Source organism: Allobosea sp. AAP35, assembly GCF_001295925.1.
Taxonomy (GTDB): Bacteria; Pseudomonadota; Alphaproteobacteria; order Rhizobiales; family Beijerinckiaceae; genus Allobosea.
This window is the reverse complement of record NZ_LJHQ01000037.1, coordinates 86,368-105,278: the sequence shown is the minus strand read 5'-3', so window position 1 is coordinate 105,278 and position 18,911 is coordinate 86,368. Positions and strand designations below refer to the sequence as shown.

16 protein-coding genes and 1 tRNA gene are annotated in these 18,911 nt (G+C 67.2%); 8 read left to right on the top strand and 9 right to left on the bottom strand.

The window, feature by feature from the left end; genetic code table 11:
- Positions 1-18: 18 nt before the first annotated feature.
- From IP69_RS12780 to IP69_RS12770, 3 genes are all read right to left on the bottom strand, one after another.
- Positions 19-684, bottom strand: a complete 666-nt coding sequence (locus IP69_RS12780; RefSeq protein ID WP_054143203.1) for a GntR family transcriptional regulator — start codon at positions 682-684, stop codon at positions 19-21.
- An 82-nt stretch (positions 685-766) separates the two neighbouring features.
- Positions 767-2,230 carry a dihydropyrimidinase gene (gene hydA, locus IP69_RS12775; protein WP_282568241.1) on the bottom strand — a complete coding sequence of 488 codons (1,464 nt, stop codon included), beginning with the start codon at positions 2,228-2,230 and terminating at the stop codon, positions 767-769.
- Positions 2,231-2,270: 40 nt separating this feature from the next.
- Positions 2,271-3,044: an aldolase/citrate lyase family protein gene (locus IP69_RS12770; RefSeq protein WP_197279841.1), complete on the bottom strand. Its 774-nt coding sequence runs from the start codon at positions 3,042-3,044 to the stop codon at positions 2,271-2,273.
- Between the two features lie 416 nt (positions 3,045-3,460).
- Between IP69_RS12770 and galE the strand changes: the two genes are divergently transcribed.
- Positions 3,461-4,450: a UDP-glucose 4-epimerase GalE gene (galE, locus tag IP69_RS12765; protein ID WP_054143201.1), complete on the top strand. Its 990-nt coding sequence runs from the start codon at positions 3,461-3,463 to the stop codon at positions 4,448-4,450.
- A gap of 143 nt (positions 4,451-4,593) precedes the next feature.
- Here galE and IP69_RS12760 read toward each other — a convergent pair.
- Both IP69_RS12760 and IP69_RS12755 read right to left on the bottom strand, forming a co-directional pair.
- Positions 4,594-4,668, bottom strand: a tRNA-Glu gene (locus IP69_RS12760).
- A gap of 144 nt (positions 4,669-4,812) precedes the next feature.
- A complete protein-coding gene (locus IP69_RS12755; protein WP_054143200.1) occupies positions 4,813-5,922 on the bottom strand; it encodes an alkene reductase in 1,110 nt (369 codons plus the stop codon).
- A gap of 273 nt (positions 5,923-6,195) precedes the next feature.
- Between IP69_RS12755 and IP69_RS12750 the strand changes: the two genes are divergently transcribed.
- From IP69_RS12750 to IP69_RS12725, 6 genes are all read left to right on the top strand, one after another.
- Positions 6,196-6,924 carry a ComF family protein gene (locus IP69_RS12750; protein WP_248306819.1) on the top strand — a complete coding sequence of 243 codons (729 nt, stop codon included), beginning with the start codon at positions 6,196-6,198 and terminating at the stop codon, positions 6,922-6,924.
- 86 nt (positions 6,925-7,010) lie between these two features.
- Positions 7,011-7,328 (top strand): glutaredoxin 3, encoded by a 318-nt coding sequence (grxC, locus tag IP69_RS12745; RefSeq protein WP_082359287.1) that lies wholly within the window; start codon positions 7,011-7,013, stop codon positions 7,326-7,328.
- A 61-nt stretch (positions 7,329-7,389) separates the two neighbouring features.
- Positions 7,390-7,872, top strand: a complete 483-nt coding sequence (locus IP69_RS12740) for a DUF1178 family protein (RefSeq protein WP_054143199.1) — start codon at positions 7,390-7,392, stop codon at positions 7,870-7,872.
- Between the two features lie 8 nt (positions 7,873-7,880).
- Positions 7,881-8,756 carry an aldose 1-epimerase family protein gene (locus IP69_RS12735; protein ID WP_082359270.1) on the top strand — a complete coding sequence of 292 codons (876 nt, stop codon included), beginning with the start codon at positions 7,881-7,883 and terminating at the stop codon, positions 8,754-8,756.
- A gap of 107 nt (positions 8,757-8,863) precedes the next feature.
- On the top strand, positions 8,864-10,873 hold the full coding sequence (locus IP69_RS12730) for a protein meaA (protein WP_054143197.1): 2,010 nt from the start codon (positions 8,864-8,866) through the stop codon (positions 10,871-10,873).
- Positions 10,874-11,134: 261 nt separating this feature from the next.
- Positions 11,135-12,751, top strand: coding sequence for an AMP-binding protein (locus IP69_RS12725; protein WP_054143292.1), 1,617 nt, complete (start codon positions 11,135-11,137; stop codon positions 12,749-12,751).
- Here IP69_RS12725 and IP69_RS12720 read toward each other — a convergent pair.
- The 4 genes from IP69_RS12720 to IP69_RS12705 form a co-directional block, all read right to left on the bottom strand.
- Complete coding sequence (locus IP69_RS12720) at positions 12,723-13,871, bottom strand: GNAT family N-acetyltransferase (RefSeq protein ID WP_156323435.1); 1,149 nt, start codon at positions 13,869-13,871, stop codon at positions 12,723-12,725. The two genes, IP69_RS12725 and IP69_RS12720, sit on opposite strands and share 29 nt — an antisense overlap.
- A gap of 149 nt (positions 13,872-14,020) precedes the next feature.
- Positions 14,021-15,148 carry a GTP-binding protein gene (locus IP69_RS12715; RefSeq protein WP_054143195.1) on the bottom strand — a complete coding sequence of 376 codons (1,128 nt, stop codon included), beginning with the start codon at positions 15,146-15,148 and terminating at the stop codon, positions 14,021-14,023.
- Positions 15,149-15,178: 30 nt separating this feature from the next.
- The gene (locus tag IP69_RS12710) at positions 15,179-16,081 is read right to left on the bottom strand and encodes a DMT family transporter (RefSeq protein WP_156323434.1); all 903 of its coding nucleotides are present in this window, start codon (positions 16,079-16,081) and stop codon (positions 15,179-15,181) included.
- Positions 16,082-16,091: 10 nt separating this feature from the next.
- On the bottom strand, positions 16,092-17,696 hold the full coding sequence (locus tag IP69_RS12705; RefSeq protein WP_054143193.1) for a serine hydrolase: 1,605 nt from the start codon (positions 17,694-17,696) through the stop codon (positions 16,092-16,094).
- Between the two features lie 194 nt (positions 17,697-17,890).
- On the opposite strand from IP69_RS12705, the gene IP69_RS12700 reads away from it, so the two are divergent.
- Positions 17,891-18,793, top strand: coding sequence for a DMT family transporter (locus IP69_RS12700; protein ID WP_054143192.1), 903 nt, complete (start codon positions 17,891-17,893; stop codon positions 18,791-18,793).
- Positions 18,794-18,911: the final 118 nt, after the last annotated feature.

Sequence of the window (18,911 nt, the reverse complement as noted above, 5' to 3'; positions counted from 1 at the left end):
CGGAAACTGCCTGCCTCTTCAGGAAATATTGTCCAACGAGAAGCGCGACAGGCTCTTGATATGCGCCTGGGCGGCCTTCCGGGCGCGCTTGGCATCCTCGGCTTCGAGCGCGACGACGATCTCGAGATGCTCGACCGCGTCCTGCCCGACCCGGTCGGCGAGCCGCGCGATCTCGAACAACCGCGTGGTGACGCGCAGCGAGCGGATCATCTGGCCCATCACGGCATTGCCGCAGCCGTCGATATAAAGCCCGTGGACATTGTCGTCCGAGCGCCAATGGGCGTCGGTGTGGTAGGTCGTCGCCGCCATTAGTTCGTCGATCTCGCGATGGACCATGCCGAGCTTGGCCTGCGACAGCCGCCCGGCTGCCAGGAACGCCGCCTCGCCTTCGAGCAGTTCGCGCACCTTCAGGCTCTGCAGATATTCGCCGAGATCGACATTGCGGACCATGAAGGAGCGGTTGGCCGCCTTGACCACCAGGCCTTCGCCTTCGAGGCGCTGCAGCGCCTCGCGCAGCGGCGTCCGCGAAATGCCGAGGATCTCGGCGAGCTTGGCCTCGACGATGACCTCCCCACCCCTGAGACGACGAGCGCGCACCATATCCGACACCGCCTTGTAGGCGAGGTTGGAGAGGTTGTAGCCGCCCGTCTGCTCGGGAGCGTCGCTCGGCTCGGTCAGGGTCATGCTGTCGTCTTCGTGCTCAGGTTGCAGGACCGCTTTTGGACGAAGCGGCGCCGGCCATCAAGACCGGGCACCGCGATCATCCTCATCTGTATCGCCCCGCCGGCTCGAACCCGGTCGGCAGCTGTCCTACTGGGGCGGCCAGCGCCGATCGCTCGCGCGCGACATGGCCTCCCTGCCCCGGCTTGCCCACCAACTCGCCATCGCGCACCACGACCTGCCCGCGCAGGATCGTGGTCACCGGCCAGCCCGTCACCTCAATGCCCTCATAGGGCGTGTAGTCGCTGCCGTGATGCAGCAGGGACTGGCTGATCGTGACTTCGCGTTTGGGGTCCCAGATCGCGATGTCGGCATCCATGCCGATCGCGATCGAGCCCTTCTTCGTCAGTCCGTAGGTCTTGGCGTGGTTGGTCGAGGATAGCGCGACGAACTGGTTCAGCGTGATGCGCCCCTTGCCGACGCCTTCCGAGAACAGGATCGGCAGTCGCGTCTCGATGCCGGGAATGCCGTTGGGCACCCAGCGGAAGGAGGTCTTGCCCTTCGGGATCAACTTGCCGGCCGGGTCGTCATAGCGGAACGGGCAATGGTCTGAGGAGAAGACGTTGAAGATGCCGTTTGAAAGCCCCTCCCAGCAGGCCTGCTGGCTGGCGGTGTCGCGCGGCGGCGGCGAGCAGACATATTTCGCGCCCTCCATGTTGAGGCCGTCCATGTCTTTCTCTGTCAGCACGAGATATTGCGGGCAGGTTTCGCCATAGACCTTCAAGCCCCGCGAGCGCGCCCGCGCGATCTCCTCCATCGCCTCGCGATTCGAGACATGGACGATCATCACGGGGACATCGACGAGTTCCGCAAGCGAGATCGCGCGATGCGTCGCCTCACGCTCGACGGGAATCGGCCGCGAGGTGCCGTGGAATTTCGGCGCGATATGCCCGCCCCGTTCCAGCCGGTCGGTCAGAAAGCGGATCGCGTCGTAATTCTCGGCATGGACCATGACGAGCGCGCCGGTCTCGCGCGCCACCGACATCACCTCGAGCATTTCGCGGTCGTTCAGCGCCAGCCCGTCATAGGTCATGAAGACCTTGAAGGAGGTGTAGCCGTCCTCGATCAGCGCCGGCAGTTCCTGCCCCAGCACCTGCTCGGTCGGCTCGGAAATCACGAGATGGAAGGAGACGTCGGTAAAGCACTTGCCCTCCGCCAGCTTGTGATAATCCTTCACCGTCTCGCGCAGCGACGTGCCCTTCTCCTGCATGCAGAACGGCATCACCGTGGTGTTGCCGCCAAACGCCGCCGAGAGCGTGCCCGAGGCGAAGTCGTCGGCCATGACGATGCCGTCGCCGCTGGGCTGGGCGATATGGACATGGCTGTCGATGCCGCCCGGCAGGACGAGGTGGCCGCTGGCGTCGATCACATGCGTCGCCGCCCCGAGATCATGCCCAAGCGCGACGATGACGCCGTCGCGGATGCCGACATCGCAGGAAAACACGTCCGATGCGGTGGCGATGGTGCCATTGGTGATGATCAGGTCGTACGCCATGTCCCGTCTCCAGATTGTCGTGACGCCGCGCGGACGGCCCTGTGCAGCAATAATGTCAGGCCAGCCCGCGCACCCGCGCTGCAACCTCCAGGCCGCGATCGATCAGGAGGTTGATGTCGTTGGTCGCGATGATCATTTTCGCACCGAGATCATAGGCATGGCTGCGCAGCAGCGCCTCCCCGACCCCGATGACGCCGAAGGCCTTGCCATGCGCGGCAGCCGCGCCCGCGATTCGCGCAAACGCAGCCAGCACGGCGGGATGCTCGACGGCGCCGACATGGCCCATGTCGGCAGCGAGGTCGTTGGCCCCGATCATCAGCATGTCCACGCCCGGCACCGCGGCAATCGCCTCGGCATTGGCGACCCCGAGCGCGCTCTCGATCATCAGGACGACGACGGTGTCGGTCTCGATCTCGGCCATCATCTGCGCGGCGGGCGGCACGCGAAAGCCCAGCCGCGCCAGCGGGCTCGGCAAGGAGCGTTTGCCGGCGGGCAGGAAGCGGCATTTCTCGACGACAAGCCGGGCTTCATCCGCCGTTTCGACATGCGGCACGACCACCCCTTCGGCGCCGCAGTCCAACACGCGGGCGAGATCGGGCGCATGGGGACCACCGACCCGCACCAGACAGGGCAGCCCGGCCTCGCAGGCGGTGACGCTGATCGAGGCCGCGTCGCCGATCGCGATCGGGCCATGCTCCATATCGACGAGCAGCAGATCGAAGCCGCAGCTGCGCGCCACCGTGACGATCTCGACCGTGCGCACCACGCAGGCTGCCAGACCGACCGAGACAGCACCGGCTTCGAGGCGTTTGCGCAACGTTTCCCGCATGTTGGTCCACCCCGAAAGCCACGCCTTTCAACTCGGCTATCACATGCATGTTGCGTGCACAATGTGCACAATGCAAACGACCAGAGGGCCTAGCATGGGTTGCCGGCGCTTGGCATTTCCGAGGGCCGGAGTCCGCTGACCGAGTGCGGGCTGGACACCAGAACGATGGGTATGGTGGCTGAAGGAATGGTTCGACCGGCGCTTCATGTCACGATTCAAGGCGTAGATGACCGGGCCAAAAAACGACATGAGGTGATCGGTGTCGGCTTTAAGCAGTGACAGCCTGCATGCGATATGGGACGCAAGCAGGGCACTGCGGCCATCCCGACGGATGGTTGTGGCCAACCCCACGGCAGCCAGCAAAACCGGGCCCTGAACCCGTCGACCACTTACCGCAAGCAGAAACGACCGCGACCATGACTGTACTTGTTTCGGGCGGAGCAGGCTATATCGGCAGCCATATGGTGCTCGAACTGCTTGATCGCGGTGAGCGGGTCGTCGTGCTGGACGACCTCTCGACCGGGTTCTGGTGGGCTGTGCCGAAGGAGGCGATGCTCGTTCGAGGCGATGTTTCCGATCAGGATCTGGTCGCGCGCATCATCGCCGAGCAGGGCATCGCCGAGATCGCCCATTTCGCCGCCCGGATCGTGGTTCCGGACTCCGTCGCCGATCCCCTGGGCTATTATCTCGCCAACACGGTGAAGACACGCAGCCTGCTGGAGAGCGCGGTTCGCGGCGGCGTCTCGAAGATCATCTTTTCCTCGACGGCGGCGGTCTATGGCGAGCCCGCCATCAGCCCGGTGCCCGAAGAGATCGAGCTTGATCCGATCAACCCCTATGGCCGCTCGAAGCTGATGAGCGAATGGATGCTGGCCGATGCCGCCCGCGCCCATGGGCTGGCCTTCGTCGTGCTGCGCTATTTCAACGTTGCAGGCGCCGATCCGAAAGGCCGCTCCGGCCAGTCCTCGCCCAACGCCACCCATCTGATCAAGGTCGCGGGCCAGGCGGCGCTCGGCCAACGTCCAGGGCTCGAAGTCTTCGGAACCGACTATCCGACACCCGACGGCACCTGCATCCGCGATTATATCCACGTCACCGATCTCGCCCGCGCCCATCTGGCGGCGCTCGATCATCTGCGCGGCGGCGGCGCGAGCCTGACGCTCAACTGCGGATACGGCCGCGGGTACTCGGTCGACGAGGTCGTCGCGGTGGTGAAGCAGGTCTCGGGTGTCGATTTCCCGGTCAAGCGCTCGGGCCGCCGCGCCGGCGATCCGGCCTCGCTCGTCGCCAAAGCCGACCGCATCCGCAGCGAACTGGGCTGGACGCCGGAGCATGCCGATCTCGAGGAGATCGTCCGCCATGCCTTGGCCTGGGAAGACAGGCTGAAGACGCGAAACGCGGTGTGACGGAAGCCCGCGTCGCCGGACATGCAGTCAATGGAGCATCCGCAAGCGACATCGCCAAGCGGGCAGCCGTCTCAATATCAAAGGATCGAGAAGAAGGCTGTTGTCTCCGCCCGACCGATGCGAGGGGAGACGACCGGCCGCAGTGGCGCGCCCACGGGGAATCGAACCCCGGTTTTCGCCGTGAGAGGGCGACGTCCTAACCGCTAGACGATGGGCGCAGCGCGGCAAGGGCTGCTGTTTAGTCGGGCTTGGAGCAGCCTGCAACTGTTTTTGCGTCTGGCCGTCAAAATTCGGAAGGGTGCGCTGGCGGCGCACCCTTTCGGTCCAGAAGAGTCCGGCGCCCGAAGGCGCCGGAACGGGCCTCAAGCCGCAGCGCCGCTCAGCGCCGGGTAATCGGTGTAGCCCTTGGCGTCGCCGCCATAAAAAGTCTCGACCACCGGCGTGTTCAGCGGCGCATTCACCCGCAGCCGCTCGACCAGGTCGGGATTGGCGATGAACAGGCGCCCGAAGGCGATCGCATCGGCGCCGTCGTTCTCGATCGTCTCGATCGCCAACTCGCGGGTGAAGCCGTTATTGGCGATATAGGCGCCCTTGAAGGCCTTGCGCAGCGCCGCATAATCGAAGGGCAGATAGTCGCGCGCCTCGCGCGTCGCGCCTTCGACGACATGGATGAAGGCGATACCGGCCTCGCTCAGCTTCGCGACGAGATGGCCAAACAGCGCCTGCGGATCGGAATCGCGCGCATCATTGGCCGGGCTGACCGGCGAAATCCGGATGCCGACGCGGCCCTTGCCGAACACCTTCGACACGGCCTCGACCACCTCCAGCGCGAAGCGCACGCGGTTCTCGATCGAGCCGCCATAGGCGTCGCTGCGCGTGTTGGAATCGTCGCGCAGGAACTGGTCGATCAGATAGCCATGGGCGCCGTGCAGCTCGACACCGTCGAAGCCGGCGGCCTTGGCATTTTCGGCGGCCGTGACGAACTCGCCGATGATCGCGGGAATCTCATCGAGCGCCAGTTCGCGCGGCGGCGAGACGGCGGCAAAGCCGCTTTCGATATAGGTCTTGGTGTCGGCAACGCGTGCCGAGGGCGCCACCGGCGCCTGTCCGCCCGGCTGCAGCGAGACATGGCTGACGCGGCCGACATGCCAAAGCTGGGCGATGATGGCGCCGCCTTCAGCATGGACGGCATCGGTGATCGCCTTCCAGCCGGCGACCTGCTCATTGGTGTACATGCCCGGCGTCCAGACATAGCCCTGGCCCTGCTGCGACACCTGCGTGCCTTCGGTGATGATCAGGCCGGCACTGGCGCGCTGGCGATAATACTCGACATTCAGCGCATTGGGCGCATCATTGCCATGGGTGGCGCGGTTGCGCGTCAGCGGCGCCATGACGATGCGGTTCTTCAGGGCGATATCGCCGATCTGGATCGGCGTGAACAGGGCCGGGACGGGCGTGGCTGCATGGCTCATGGGGTGACCTTCATGGACGCGAGAGCAGAATGATGAGGGACGGCCGCCGCATCCGACGCAGACGAAAACGTTGCGCAGGACGGTGCCGTCGGTCCTTAGATAGGCGCTGCAGTGCAATATGACAGGGCCAGGGAGCCAGTGCTCCTCCATCAAGACCGGTTCATCTCTGACGCGGACGCTTTGGAGACGAAAGATCGCCACGGGCCGGCCATCGATAGGCCGATCATCTCCCAAAGCCTGCTGCAAAGGCCCTGGCAGCACGCGGCGGCGCTAGTGCGGACAAGCCTGCGCGGCGTCATCGACATCGTCTACCCGCCTTCCTGCATCGCCTGCCAGGCCGCCACCGGACAGGCCCAGGCGCTGTGTTCCCAGTGCTGGGGCGCCTTGAGCTTCATCGAGCGCCCCTATTGCGAACGGCTGGGAACGCCTTTCGCCGTCGATCTCGGCGAGGGGCTGATCTCTCCCGCCGCGATCGCCGATCCGCCGGTTTTCGCCCGGGCGCGCGCGGTCTGCCGCTTCGACGGGACGGCGCGCGAACTGGTCCATCGCCTGAAATACGGCGACCGCACCGACCTCGCCTTGGCGATGGGCCGCATGATGGCACAGGCCGGCCGCGATCTTTTGCCCGATGCCGATCTGATCGTGCCGGTGCCCCTGCACCGGACGCGTCTGTGGAGCCGCCGCTTCAACCAGGCGGGGGTGCTGGCTCAGATCCTCACGCGGCAATCGGGCGTTGCGCTGGCGCCGCTCGCGCTGTCCCGCATCAAACGGACGCGCCAGCAGGTCGGCCTGACCCGGGCGCAGCGCGCCGACAATCTCCAGGGCGCGTTCAAGGTTCATCCCGCCGCGAGGCCCGACGTCGAAGGACGTCGCATCCTGTTGGTCGACGATGTGCTCACCACCGGCTCGACCGCCAATGCCGCTGCCCGTGCCTTGCTGCGCGCGGGCGCGAGCGCCATCGACGTCCTCACCTTCGCGCGGGTGGTCACCGACGGATCGTGACGGTCGCGGCTCATCACGCGTGTGGACCGTGACGAATGGGTGACGAGACACTACATTGGTGGCACCGCAACATGATGGATGCCGCCATGACTGCTGAAACAAAGACTGCTGAGACAAAGCCTGCTGAAACGAAGAGTGCTGAAAAGGCGCCTGCCGTCACGATCTACACCACCGCCTGGTGCCCCTATTGCAAGGCGGCGAAATCGCTGCTGACCCGGAAGGGCGTCGCCTTCGACGAGATCGACGTGGACGGCAAGCCCGAACTGCGCCACGCCATGACGGCGCGCGCGGGCGGCAAAACCTCGGTGCCTCAGATCTTCATCGGCGAGAAGCATGTCGGCGGCTCCGACGACATCCATGCGCTCGATGCCCGCGGCGAACTCGACAAGCTCCTGGCCGCATGAACGACGGCCCGCCCCATGATCAGCCGCCGGGTGGGAGCCGCCCGCGGCGAACTGGAACGACATGATCAAATACGCGCTCATCTGCGACGCCGCCCACGATTTTGAAAGCTGGTTTGCGACCTCGGCCAGCTTCGACGAGCAGGCCAGGCGCGGCTTTGTGTCCTGCCCTGTCTGCAACAGCATCCGCGTCGAGCGGGCCATCATGGCCCCCAATGTCGCACGCAGCGACAGGGGGGCGCGGCTGGTCAATCGAGAGGCTGCACCGGCTGAGCCCGTCGCGACCGCGCCCGAGACTGCACCGGTCGCGCTCATGGGCGAAAAGGAGATCGCCTTCCGTGAAATGGTCGCGGCGCTGCACGCCCATGTCACGGCCAATGCCGAGCATGTCGGCAAGCGCTTCGCCGACGAGGCGCTGAAGATCCATCACGGCGAAAGCGATAGCCGCCCGATCTATGGTGAGGCCTCGCGCGATGATGCCCGGATGCTGCATGAGGAGGGCGTGGACTTCCTGCCGCTGCCGCGCCTGCCGGGCACGGGAAACTAGGAGCCGCCATGATCCAATTGAGCAGCGGACCCCTCACCATCACGGTCGCCCAACTGGGCGCCGAACTGCAGTCTGTCACAGATGCACAGGGCCGCGACTGGCTCTGGAACGGCGATCCGGCGATCTGGGCCGGGCGCTCGCCCCTGCTTTTCCCGGTCATCGGCAAGCATCCGGGCGGCCAGGTGCTGATCGATGGCGAACGTTATCCGATCAAGAGCCACGGTGTCGCCCGCACCAGCCCGTTCCAGCTCACCGCGCAGGACGACATCTCCTGCACGCTGCGGCTGAGCGACAATGACGAGACGCGGCAGGCCTATCCCTTCGCCTTCGCGCTCGACATGACCTATCGGCTGGAGGGCGCGGCCCTCACCCTGACCGCCCGTATCGCCAATACCGGCGACACGCCCATGCCTTTCTGCTTCGGCTACCACCCGGCCTTCCTCTGGCCGCTGCCCGAGGGCGATGGCCTGCCGCATCGCATCCGCCTCCGCAATGGCGCAAGCCCGTCGCATCTGCGGCTCGGCGCGGACGGGCAGCGCGCGCCCGACATCCACCCCTCCGCCTTCGTCGATGGCGTGCTGACGCTCGACCACACCTTGTTTGTCGACGATGCCCTGATCATCGCTGAAGGCGCCGGCCACCACATCTGGTATGGCGCCGACGGTCTGCCGGGGATCGCGGTGGATTTCCCCGACATGCCGCATCTCGGCATCTGGACCAAACCGAACGGGCCCTTCATCTGCATCGAGCCCTGGCACGGCCTACCCTCGCCGCCGGATCCCGATGAACCGCTCGACCGGCGAACGGGCGTGATCCTGCTCGCACCGGGAGCCGCCACGGAACTGCTGATGACGCTGACCTTCGGCGTGCCCTGGCGCGGCTGAGCCCCCCGCGCGCTCATCCCAAGGTCGCAAGCGACTTCAGCCACCCTCTGGCGTTATCCTCGACGCAGTGCAACATTGAGATTGCTCTGAAAAGAGGGTGGAACGGCATGAACGCGATCGACCCCGCCGGCAGCACATCCGCGCCCCGCGACAAGCCTGCGCCGCGCGACAAGCCCTGGATTTTCAGGACCTATGCGGGCCATTCCGACGCCTCGGAATCCAACAAGCTCTACCGCAACAACCTCGCCAAGGGGCAGACCGGCCTGTCGGTCGCCTTCGACCTGCCCACGCAGACCGGCTACGACCCCGACCATGTCCTGGCGCGCGGCGAGGTCGGCAAGGTCGGCGTGCCCGTGAGCCATCTCGGCGACATGCGGGCGCTCTTCGCCGACATCCCGCTCGCGCAGATGAACACCTCGATGACGATCAACGCGACGGCGGCCTGGCTGCTCTCGCTCTACATCGCGGTCGCCGACGAGCAGGGCGCCGATCGCAAGGCGCTGCAGGGCACGACCCAGAACGACCTCGTCAAGGAATACCTCTCGCGAGGGACTTACGTCTTCCCGCCGCGCCCCTCGATGGCGCTGACCACCGACATCGTCGTGTTCACCGCGCGCGAACTGCCGAAATGGAACCCGACCAATGTCTGTTCCTACCATCTGCAGGAGGCGGGCGCCTCGCCGGTCCAGGAACTCTCCTTTGCGCTGGCAACCGCCATCGCCCTGCTGGATTCGATCCGGGCGCGGCCCGAGGTCTCGGCGGAACAGTTTCCCGAGGTGGTCGGGCGCATCTCCTTCTTCGTCAATGCGGGCATGCGCTTCGTCACCGAGCTCTGCAAGATGCGGGCTTTCGTCGAGCTCTGGGACGAGATCACGCTCGGCCGCTACGGCGTCGCCGACGAGGCGATGCGCCGCTTCCGCTACGGCGTGCAGGTCAATTCGCTGGGGCTGACCGAGCCGCAGCCCGAAAACAACGTCTACCGCATCCTGATCGAGATGCTGGCGGTGACGCTCTCCAAAAAGGCCCGCGCCCGCGCCGTGCAACTCCCCGCCTGGAACGAGGCGCTCGGCCTGCCGCGCCCTTTCGACCAGCAATGGTCGCTACGCATGCAGCAGGTGCTGGCCTATGAGACCGACCTGCTCGAATTCGGCGACATCTTCGATGGTTCGACCGTGATCGACGCCAAGGTCGCCGACCTCAAGGCGGCAGCGCTCGAGGAACTGGCGAAGATCGACGATATGGGCGGCGCACTCGCCGCCATCGAGACCGGCTACATGAAGCAGGCTCTGGTCGAGAACGGCGCCCGCCGGATCGAGGCGATCGAGCGCGGCGAGCAGATCGTCATCGGCGTCAACAAATTCACCAACAGCGAGCCCTCCCCGCTTTCGGCCGGCGAGGGCAATGTCGTCACCGTCTCCGATTCCGTCGAGCTGGAGGCGATTGGCCGGCTCAAGGCCTGGCGCTCGGCCCGCGACGCCAAGGCTGCGGAAGCCGCACTCGCCGAACTCGCATCGGCCGCGAAGGAGGCCCGCAACGTCATGCCGGCCTCGATCGCCTGCGCCAAGGCCGGCGTCACCACGGGCGAATGGGCGCAAACCCTGCGTGAGATCTTCGGCGAATACCGCGCCCCGACCGGCGTCGACACGACCAAGCTCGGCGACAATGCCGACCTCGCCACGGTGAAGGCCGCCGTCGCGCGCGCCACCGAAACGCTCGGCCGCGTGCCCCGCTTCCTCGTCGGCAAGCCTGGGCTTGATGGCCATTCCAACGGCGCCGAGCAGATCGCGGTGCGCGCCCGCGATGCAGGCATGGCGGTGAGCTATGGCGGCATCCGCCAGACGCCCGAGGAGATCGTCGCCCAGGCGCAGGAATGCCAAGCCGACATCATCGGGCTCTCGATCCTCTCGGGCTCGCATCTGCCGCTGGTGCGCGATGTCACCGCCCGCCTGCGCGTCGCCGGCATGACCATCCCCGTCGTGGTCGGCGGCATCATCCCGCCCGACGACGAAAACGCCCTGCGCAACATGGGCGTCGCCGCGGTCTACACGCCGAAGAATTTCGAACTGGACGGCATCATCGCCGATGTCGCGGGGCTCGCGGCCAAGGGAAGGTCGTAGAGCGTTGTGGCGGCATGTAGAAACGCGCGTCATCCTGGGCGACCGGAGGTCGTCCCGGGATATATCATAGGGCACCGACCGAGCCCTATGATGGATCCCGGAGTTGCGCGGCTTCGCCGCTGCTCCAGGATGACGTGGGTGACCAAGCAACATCGTCACGCTTTGGCAACGCAGGCCGTGATCGGGGCTTGCCTAGCGTCAGGGTGACAGGGCGGCCGCGCCTGCCTATTTTGCCGCCCCCATTGCCGGATACCCCGCTTGATCCTTCCCGAATTGCGCGACCACCAGGCGCTGCGCGACGCCTTCCGTTGGCAGATCCCGCCGCGCTACAACATCGCCGCCGACATGTGCGACCGCTGGGCTGCGCTTGACCCAGACCGTCCCGCGATCATCGAAGTTTCGCTCGATTGGCAGGTGACCCCTGTCAGCTTCGGCCATCTGCGCGAGGCGTCGAACCGGCTGGCGAACGCACTGCACTCCCGAGGCGTTGTATCCGGTGACCGCATCGCCATCCTGCTGCCGCAGGGCCGCTGCGTGCTCACCGCCCATCTCGCCGCCTCCAAGCTTGGCGCCATCGCGGTGCCGCTGGCGGCGCTCTTCGGCGTCGATGCGCTGGCTTACCGGTTGGCCGATTCCGGCGCGAAGGTGCTGGTGACGGATGCGTCCGGCCTCGCCAAGGTCAGCCAGATCACGGAGCCCTTGCCCGAGCTGGAACTGCTGATCTCGACCGATGGGGCCGACCACCATGCACTCGGCTGGGACGCCCTGCTCGCCGACGCCAACCCCGATTTCACCCCCGTCGGCACCGCCCCTGACGACCCGGCGCTGATGATCTACACCTCCGGCACCACCGGAAACCCCAAGGGCGCGCTCCATGGCCACCGCGTGCTGCCGGGCCATCTGCCGGGCGTGCAGATGCCGCACGAGTTCATGCCGCAGCCGGGCGACCTCGCCTGGACGCCGGCCGACTGGGCCTGGGCCGGCGGCCTGCTCAACATGCTGCTGCCGGCGCTGCATTTCGGCGTCGCCGTGGTGGCACGCCCGGTGATACGCTTTGAGCCGGAAGAGGCCTTCCGCCTGATGGCCGATCTCGGCATCCGCAATGCCTTCGTCCCGCCGACCGCGCTACGCATGCTGCGCAGCGTCGAGCGCCCGCGCGAGCGTTTCGCCCTGAACCTGCGCACGGTCGCGGCCGCGGGCGAGGCACTGGGCGCGCAGACGCTGGCCTGGGGCCACGAGGCACTCGGCCTCACCATCAACGAGGCCTATGGCCAGACCGAATGCAATCTCGTGCTGGCATCCTGCGCCGCCATCGGGGTCAGCCGGCCGGGCTTCATCGGCAAGGCAGTGCCTGGCCATGAGGTCGCGGTCATCCGGCCCGATGGTTCGATCTGTGACGCGCACGAGCAGGGCGAGATCGCGGTGCGACGACCCGATCCCGTGATGTTCCTCGGCTATTGGCGCAATCCGCAGGCGACCGCAGACAAATTCATCGGCGACTGGATGAAGACGGGCGACCAGGCGGTGCAGGACGAAGACGGCTATGTCCGTTTCGTCGGCCGAGACGACGACGTCATCACCTCTTCGGGCTACCGCATCGGCCCCGGCGAGATCGAGGACTGCCTGCTGCGGCACGAGGCGGTGGCGCTCGCCGCCGTCATCGGCAAGCCCGACGCTTTGCGCACCGAGATCGTCAAGGCGTTTGTGGTGCTGAAAGCAGGGCGCATGGGCACGCCCGAACTCGCCGCCGAGCTTCAGGCCTTCGTGCGGCGGCGGCTCTCGGCCCATGAATATCCGCGCGAGATCGCCTTTCGCGAGGAGTTGCCGATGACGACCACCGGCAAGATCATCAGGCGGCTCCTGCGCGCGGAGGCTTGAGCCGCGAACCGGCCAGCCGGACCAGCGAACGCCGCCAGGCATCGCGGGCCCGCCCCGCGAGATCGCGCGGGACCATGGCCTCTCCTCGCGAGAGATGCAGGTCGCCTATCGAGCGATGGGCTTCACCGGCGACGCCGCCCTCCGGCAGCAGGATCGCACGGTTCGGCGCTGTCCGCCGCATCAGCGCGAGCAGGACGGCCAGGGGCTGCAGGGTCGCATGGGTCTCGTCCTGTGCGCCGAGGTAAAGCCAGGCGCGCGGACCCCGGCCGATCATGATCGCGCCCGCGATCGCGTCGTCGCCGAGCATCAGGAGCGATATCCGGCATTGCCGGGCACGGCCGAGACCGCGCGTCATCGCCCGCAGGAAACCGACCTCGCGTGTATCCTGCAAGGTGGCGCGACCGGCCTGGGCCAGCCGGCCCGATGCCTCCATGGCGAGGATGATTTCGGCAGCGTCGCGCAGGCCCCCTTGCGTCCGCGGTTCGGCAAGCGTCAGCTTGGCATATCCGGACAGCGTCGCCCGGAACGCCGCGATCGCGTCTGACGAGGGGACGCCGGTACCGAAGCCCTGCCTGGGCTTGAACCTTGCGACAACGCCCTCGCTGCCGGGGCGATTGCACAGGGCCACGGCCAGCGGGCCATCGCCATCGATCGCGCGCAAAACGAGACCGTGACCGTCAAGCAGCCGCTGGCGGCGCGGATCGAGCACGGCCGCGATCACCGCACCGGCCCGCTCCCGGTCGAGCAGCGGTGCGCCATTCAGGATGCGGCGGTCACCGAAGCCGACGAGTGCATCGGGCAGGAAGAGGCCCTGTCGCGGGAAGACCGGGATGAGGCCGAGAAGCCGCCGCTGCGGCCCGGCTGTCGCGCCCTGCCAGGCGAGGATGGCGACCACGTCCCGAAAGGCGACGAGGTGATGGGCCGCCGCCAGCGCGAAGCCCGGTTCGAAGAACGGGTTTGGCTCCAGCGCCCGGCCCGCGAGATGGCTCCACGCGTCGATGATCTCGGCACAGGCCGAAAGCGGCCTGACTTCCAGCGTGACCGGCGCATCGGGCCGATAGGCTGGCGCATAGCCCGACCCGCGCGTGGCGCCGACGGACGGACCCCCCTTCAAAGCCATGACCTGATTCATGCGACCCCAGCCTTTCACCGCGCTGGACCGATCCGGCGCGAGGCTGTGCCAATTTGGGCGAGCCGAAGCGTCAGGACGGGCCGATCACGCCATGGCTTCAAGATCGGGGCCAGAACGGACGGTTCGGGCGGGCCGGTTCAGCCGGGTGTTGCCGCGCGGTCTGCGACGGTGGCCGCCTGCCCCAGAAAGGCCTCCCAGAGCCGCTCGATCACGCTTTCCTCGATGTCCTTGACGATGAGCACCAGGCGCGAGCGCCGGTCGCCATCGGGCCAGGCGTCGAGGATCACCGGAGCATGCAAGATCTGCTGCACGGCATGCAGCAGCAGCGGCCGGTCGGGATGCTCCGCGACCTGCACCAACCCCTTCATGCGCAGGAGCCTTGGCCCATGCACCGAGCGCAGCAGCGTCCAGAACAGGTCCACGGTCGCCTGCTGGATCGGCACATCCGCCGTCAGCGCGAAGGCCCGAATGCTGGCGTCATGGCGGTTGATGTCGTGGTGGGCGTGACCATGCGCATGATCGCCGTGGGTATGGTGATCACCGTGGTGATCGTGGCCATGGTCATGATGTCCCTGGCCGCTCGGCAGCGTCTCGCGGGCAAGCCATTGGCCGATCTCGCCTGGACGCTGCGCCAGATCGTAGAGCCCGGCGCCGAAGAGCGAATGGGCCGCAGCCTCCGCCCCCAGCACGGCCACGCCCGGGTTGAGAAGGGCCAGCCGCTGCCGCAGCGGCGCTAGCTCGGCGAGGCTTCCCACCAGATCGGTCTTGGTCAGCACGAGCCGGTCGGCCGCCACGACCTGCTTGCGCGCCTCCTCATGGGCATCGAGCGTCGCCATGGCATTGACCGCATCGACCAAAGTGACCACGCCGTCGAGCCGGAAGCGCAGCGCCAGATAGGGGTGGTTGATCAGCACATTGAGGATCGGCGCGGGATCGGCCAGGCCCGTGGTCTCGATCACGACACGGCTGAACGGGGTGATCCGGCCATTGTCGCGCCGGCGCAGCAGATCCTCCATCGTGACGATCAGGTCGTCACGGATCGTGCAGCACAGGCAGCCTGAATCGAGCAGGATCATGCCGTCCTCGACGCCCTCGATCAGCAGATGGTCGAGACCGATCTCGCCGAACTCGTTGACGATCACCACCGTCTGCGCGAGCGCCGGGTCCTTGAGCAGGCGGTTGAGCAGGGTCGTCTTGCCGGCGCCGAGAAACCCCGTCAGCAAGGTCAGCGGCAGCGGTTCCGGCCAGGTCGGCGGATTCGTCATGGTCGTCACGCTGTGCCTCTGGCGATCGCGTCAGGCCGGCGCGGGGGAGCGCCGCATCTGTTCTAATGTTACATTAATCACCAGCACGGCGACGACAAGGGCGCAGCCGGCATATTGCAGCGGAGCCAGTCGCTCGCCGAGCACCAAGGCCGCGATCAGCACGGCGCAGACCGGTTCCGCGCAGAAGGCAAGCCCAGCCGCCCCCGGCGAGATCCGCGTCAGCGCGATCACCTGCAGCAGGAAGCCCAGCAGATAGCCGCCGATCGTGATCGCGGCCGCGATCGGCGCCAGCGCGAAGGCCGTGGGCGGCAGGAAGCCGCCGGTGATGGCGAGAATGACGGCCGTCACCGGTAGGATCAGCAGATGCGACCAGAGCAGCCTTGCAGCCAACGGCGTGCGGCCAAGGGCGGAAGCAGCGAAGAACTGCGTCGCAGCTCCAAGGCTGGCACCGAGCGCCAAGAGCAGCCCGCGCGGATCGAGCCCATGCAGATCGGGCCCCACCACCATGGCGACACCGACAAAGGCCGCGCAGGCCGCCGCCAGTCGCGCAGGCTGGAATCGCGTCCGCGTCACGAGGGGCTCGGCCAGGACGATCAGGACCGGGTAGGTGAAGAACACCACGGCCGCCACCGTCACGGGCAGGAAGGCGACCGAGGACAGATAGGCCGAGCCGACCAACGCGCTCGTCAGCCCAAACAAAAGCAGCGCGCGCCGCTCGGCGCGGGGTACGGCGAGCGAACTCCGCCAGATCGCCACGGCGGCGCCGACCAGCGCCAGCATGATGAAGACACGGTAGAACACCAGCAGCGGGCCGCTCAGCCCGGCCTGTCCGGCAATCTGCGCGCTCACGATATTGGTGCCATAGGCGCCCGCCGAAGCGAGCGCCATCAGCATGCCCTGCCGTCTGGCAGAAAGGCCGGGATCGGCAGTCAAGCGCTTACGCTCAGGCGTCGTCGTTGGGCTTCGACTTGGCCTTTGTCTTGACCTGCGGCTTGGCCGGCGCCGGCTTGGCTTGAGCCGCCTTGCCAGCAGCGGCCTTGCCGGGAGCCGTTCTGGCGGCCGCCGCCGCCGGCACGGCCTTGCCCGCAGGCTTCACCAGCAAAGGCTTGGCAGGGGGGCGCGGCAGGGGCTTGATCCCGGAAGCAGCGCCCGCGCGCAGGCTGGCCGGGGCCGCAGCACCGGGCTGGATCGCACCCTGCAGGCGCAGCGGACCTCCCTGGGTCGAGAGTTCAGCCGGCTCCGGCGCGCTCGGCGCAAAGGCAGTTGCCCCCGGAATGCCGCCATTGCTGGAGAAGGTGCGCCCGCGATCGGCAAACACCCCCCCGCTTTGGCTGCCGACCAGGCCGGCTGCGACCGGAGCGCCGGGCGCGATGACCGGGGCGCCGCGCGCGACGCGGCTGTCGGCCCCGCCCGAGGCATTGGCGGCTAGCGGTGCCGAGGCCGATCCGGGCGTGCGTCCGAAGGCGACCGGAACCGGAATTGTCTCGGCGCGCGGACCCAGCGAGATGCGACCCGAGGGCGAGCGCGCCAGAACAGGCGAGTTGAAGGCGGTCGGGCCCGAGGCGGTCGCGAAGCGGCCGCCATCATCGGCATTACCGCCAATGCCGGAGGCTTGCGCCGCGATCGGCCCCGAGCTGTCGGCATCGTCGGCGAGCGCAACGCCGCCGCCCCGGCGCTGGACATCGCCGCAGATGCTTGTGGCGCGTCCGCCCTGCGAGGGCAGCGCCGCCACGGTGTAGCCGGCGCCGCCCCATTTCGAGAAGCCGTCATCCAGCAACTGCGCGGCCTTGATCGTGCGCTCGGTCCCCGACAACGCACCGAGCACGACCGCGATCAGCGTCCGCCCGCCCCGCGTCGCGGTGGCCACGACATTGAAACCAGAAGCGCAGACATAGCCGGTCTTCATGCCGCCAATGCCGGCATAGCGGCCGACCAGCCCGTTGGTGTTGTTCAGGACCTGCTTGCCGAGCTGCACCGCCGGCGTGTTCCAATAGTCGGAATAGTCAGGAAATTCGCGCATCAGGGCGAGTGCGAGGATCGCGAGATCGCGCGCGCTTGTCTGCTGGTCGGGATGGTGCCAGCCATTGGGATTGGCGAAGTAGCTGTCGCGCATGCCCAGCCGCTGGGCTTCCGCGTTCATCAATCCGACGAAACTCTCGACATCGCCGCCAACGCCTTCGGCGATGACATAGGCGATGTCATTGGCCGATTTCACCATCATGATGCGCAGTGCGTTATCGAGGGTGATCTCCTGACCGGCCTTGATATAGACCTTGACGCGGGGCTGGGCGGCCGCCCGCTTTGAGGCCGGGATCGCGGTCTCAAGGCCGATCCGCCCGTCCCGCACCGCCTTCAGCGCCAGATAGGCCGTCATCATCTTGGTCGTGGAGGCCGGATGCCAGGGCAGGCCGGCATTCTCGCTCGAAAGAACCGCGCCGCTGGCGGCATCGACCACGAGGCTGGTGCCGGCGGAGGCAGGCCCGGCCAAAGCGAGACCGAAAACGAAAGCGGCGCCAAGGCGCGAGACGGGCATCGGGCAAAAGAGCATCGGGCGGTCTTGAACCTGTCTGGACGGGGGTTGAAGGCTTGGCGGTTCAACGCGACGCGTGCGGCATTTTCGAGACGGCCGGCCATTTACGCCCGCCCGTGGCTGCATACCTACCTCCAGCTGAGCGATTTGCCTAGTCGGGGGCAAGGGTCCACAACGCCGGGAGCGCCCCCCGACCGACCGGATTTCGCCGCGTGAGCCTCGCCCTCCTCTGGATCCCCGCGACCATCGCGGCCTCGCTGCTGCAGACCGCGCGAAACCTGACCCAGCGCTCCCTGACGGACATCATCGGTGTCGTTGGCGCGACGCAGGTACGCTTCCTCTTTGGGCTACCCTTCGCCCTGATCTTTCTTGCGATCGTCTGTCTGGCGGCCGGAAGCGGACCGCCCCCGATCGGGGCCAATGCGCTGGGCCTGACGATCGCCGGCGCGCTGGCCCAGATCGCCGCAACCGCGCTGATGCTGGCAGCGATGCGCGAGCGCTCCTTCGCCGTCACCACCGCCTACACCAAGACGGAGCCCGTGCAGGTCGCGATCTTCGGTGCGATTCTCCTGGGCGACGCGCTGACGCCGGCCAAATTCGCGGCGATCCTCATCGCCACCGCCGGCGTCGTGCTGGTCTCCTGGAAGCCGGGCGAAAAGCTGACTCGCGCCGGCCTGCGTCCGGCGCTGATGGGCGTCGGCGCCGGCGCTTTCTTCGCCTTCTCGGCAATCGGCTTTCGCGGCGCGATCCAGGCCCTGCCGGAGGCCGGCTTCTTCATGCGCGCGACGACGATCCTGGCGCTGGGCCTCTTTCTGCAGACGCTGGTCCTGACGCTTTACATGCTTGCCGCCAACCGCCCGGCGCTGGTCTCGAGCCTGCGCAACTGGCGCAAATCGCTCTCGGCCGGCTTTCTCGGCGCCGCAGCCTCGCAATGCTGGTTCATCGGCTTCTCGCTGACCAGCGCCGCCAATGTCCGCACGCTCGGCCTGATCGAGGTGCCGCTGGCACAGATCGCCTCGCGCCGCATCTTCGCCGAGGGCACCAGCCGGCGTGAATTGCTGGGAATGGCGATGATCGTCGGCGGCGTCGGCCTGCTGCTGCTGACGGCGCTCTGACCGCTCCGGTCCGCATCATGGTCCCTCTTTCCATGCACGCCCGGAATGCATGACTGCCTGCTTGCAGGGGCAGGCCTGCAAGCGCAATTAGAGGTCAAAGTCGGACAACGTCGAAATC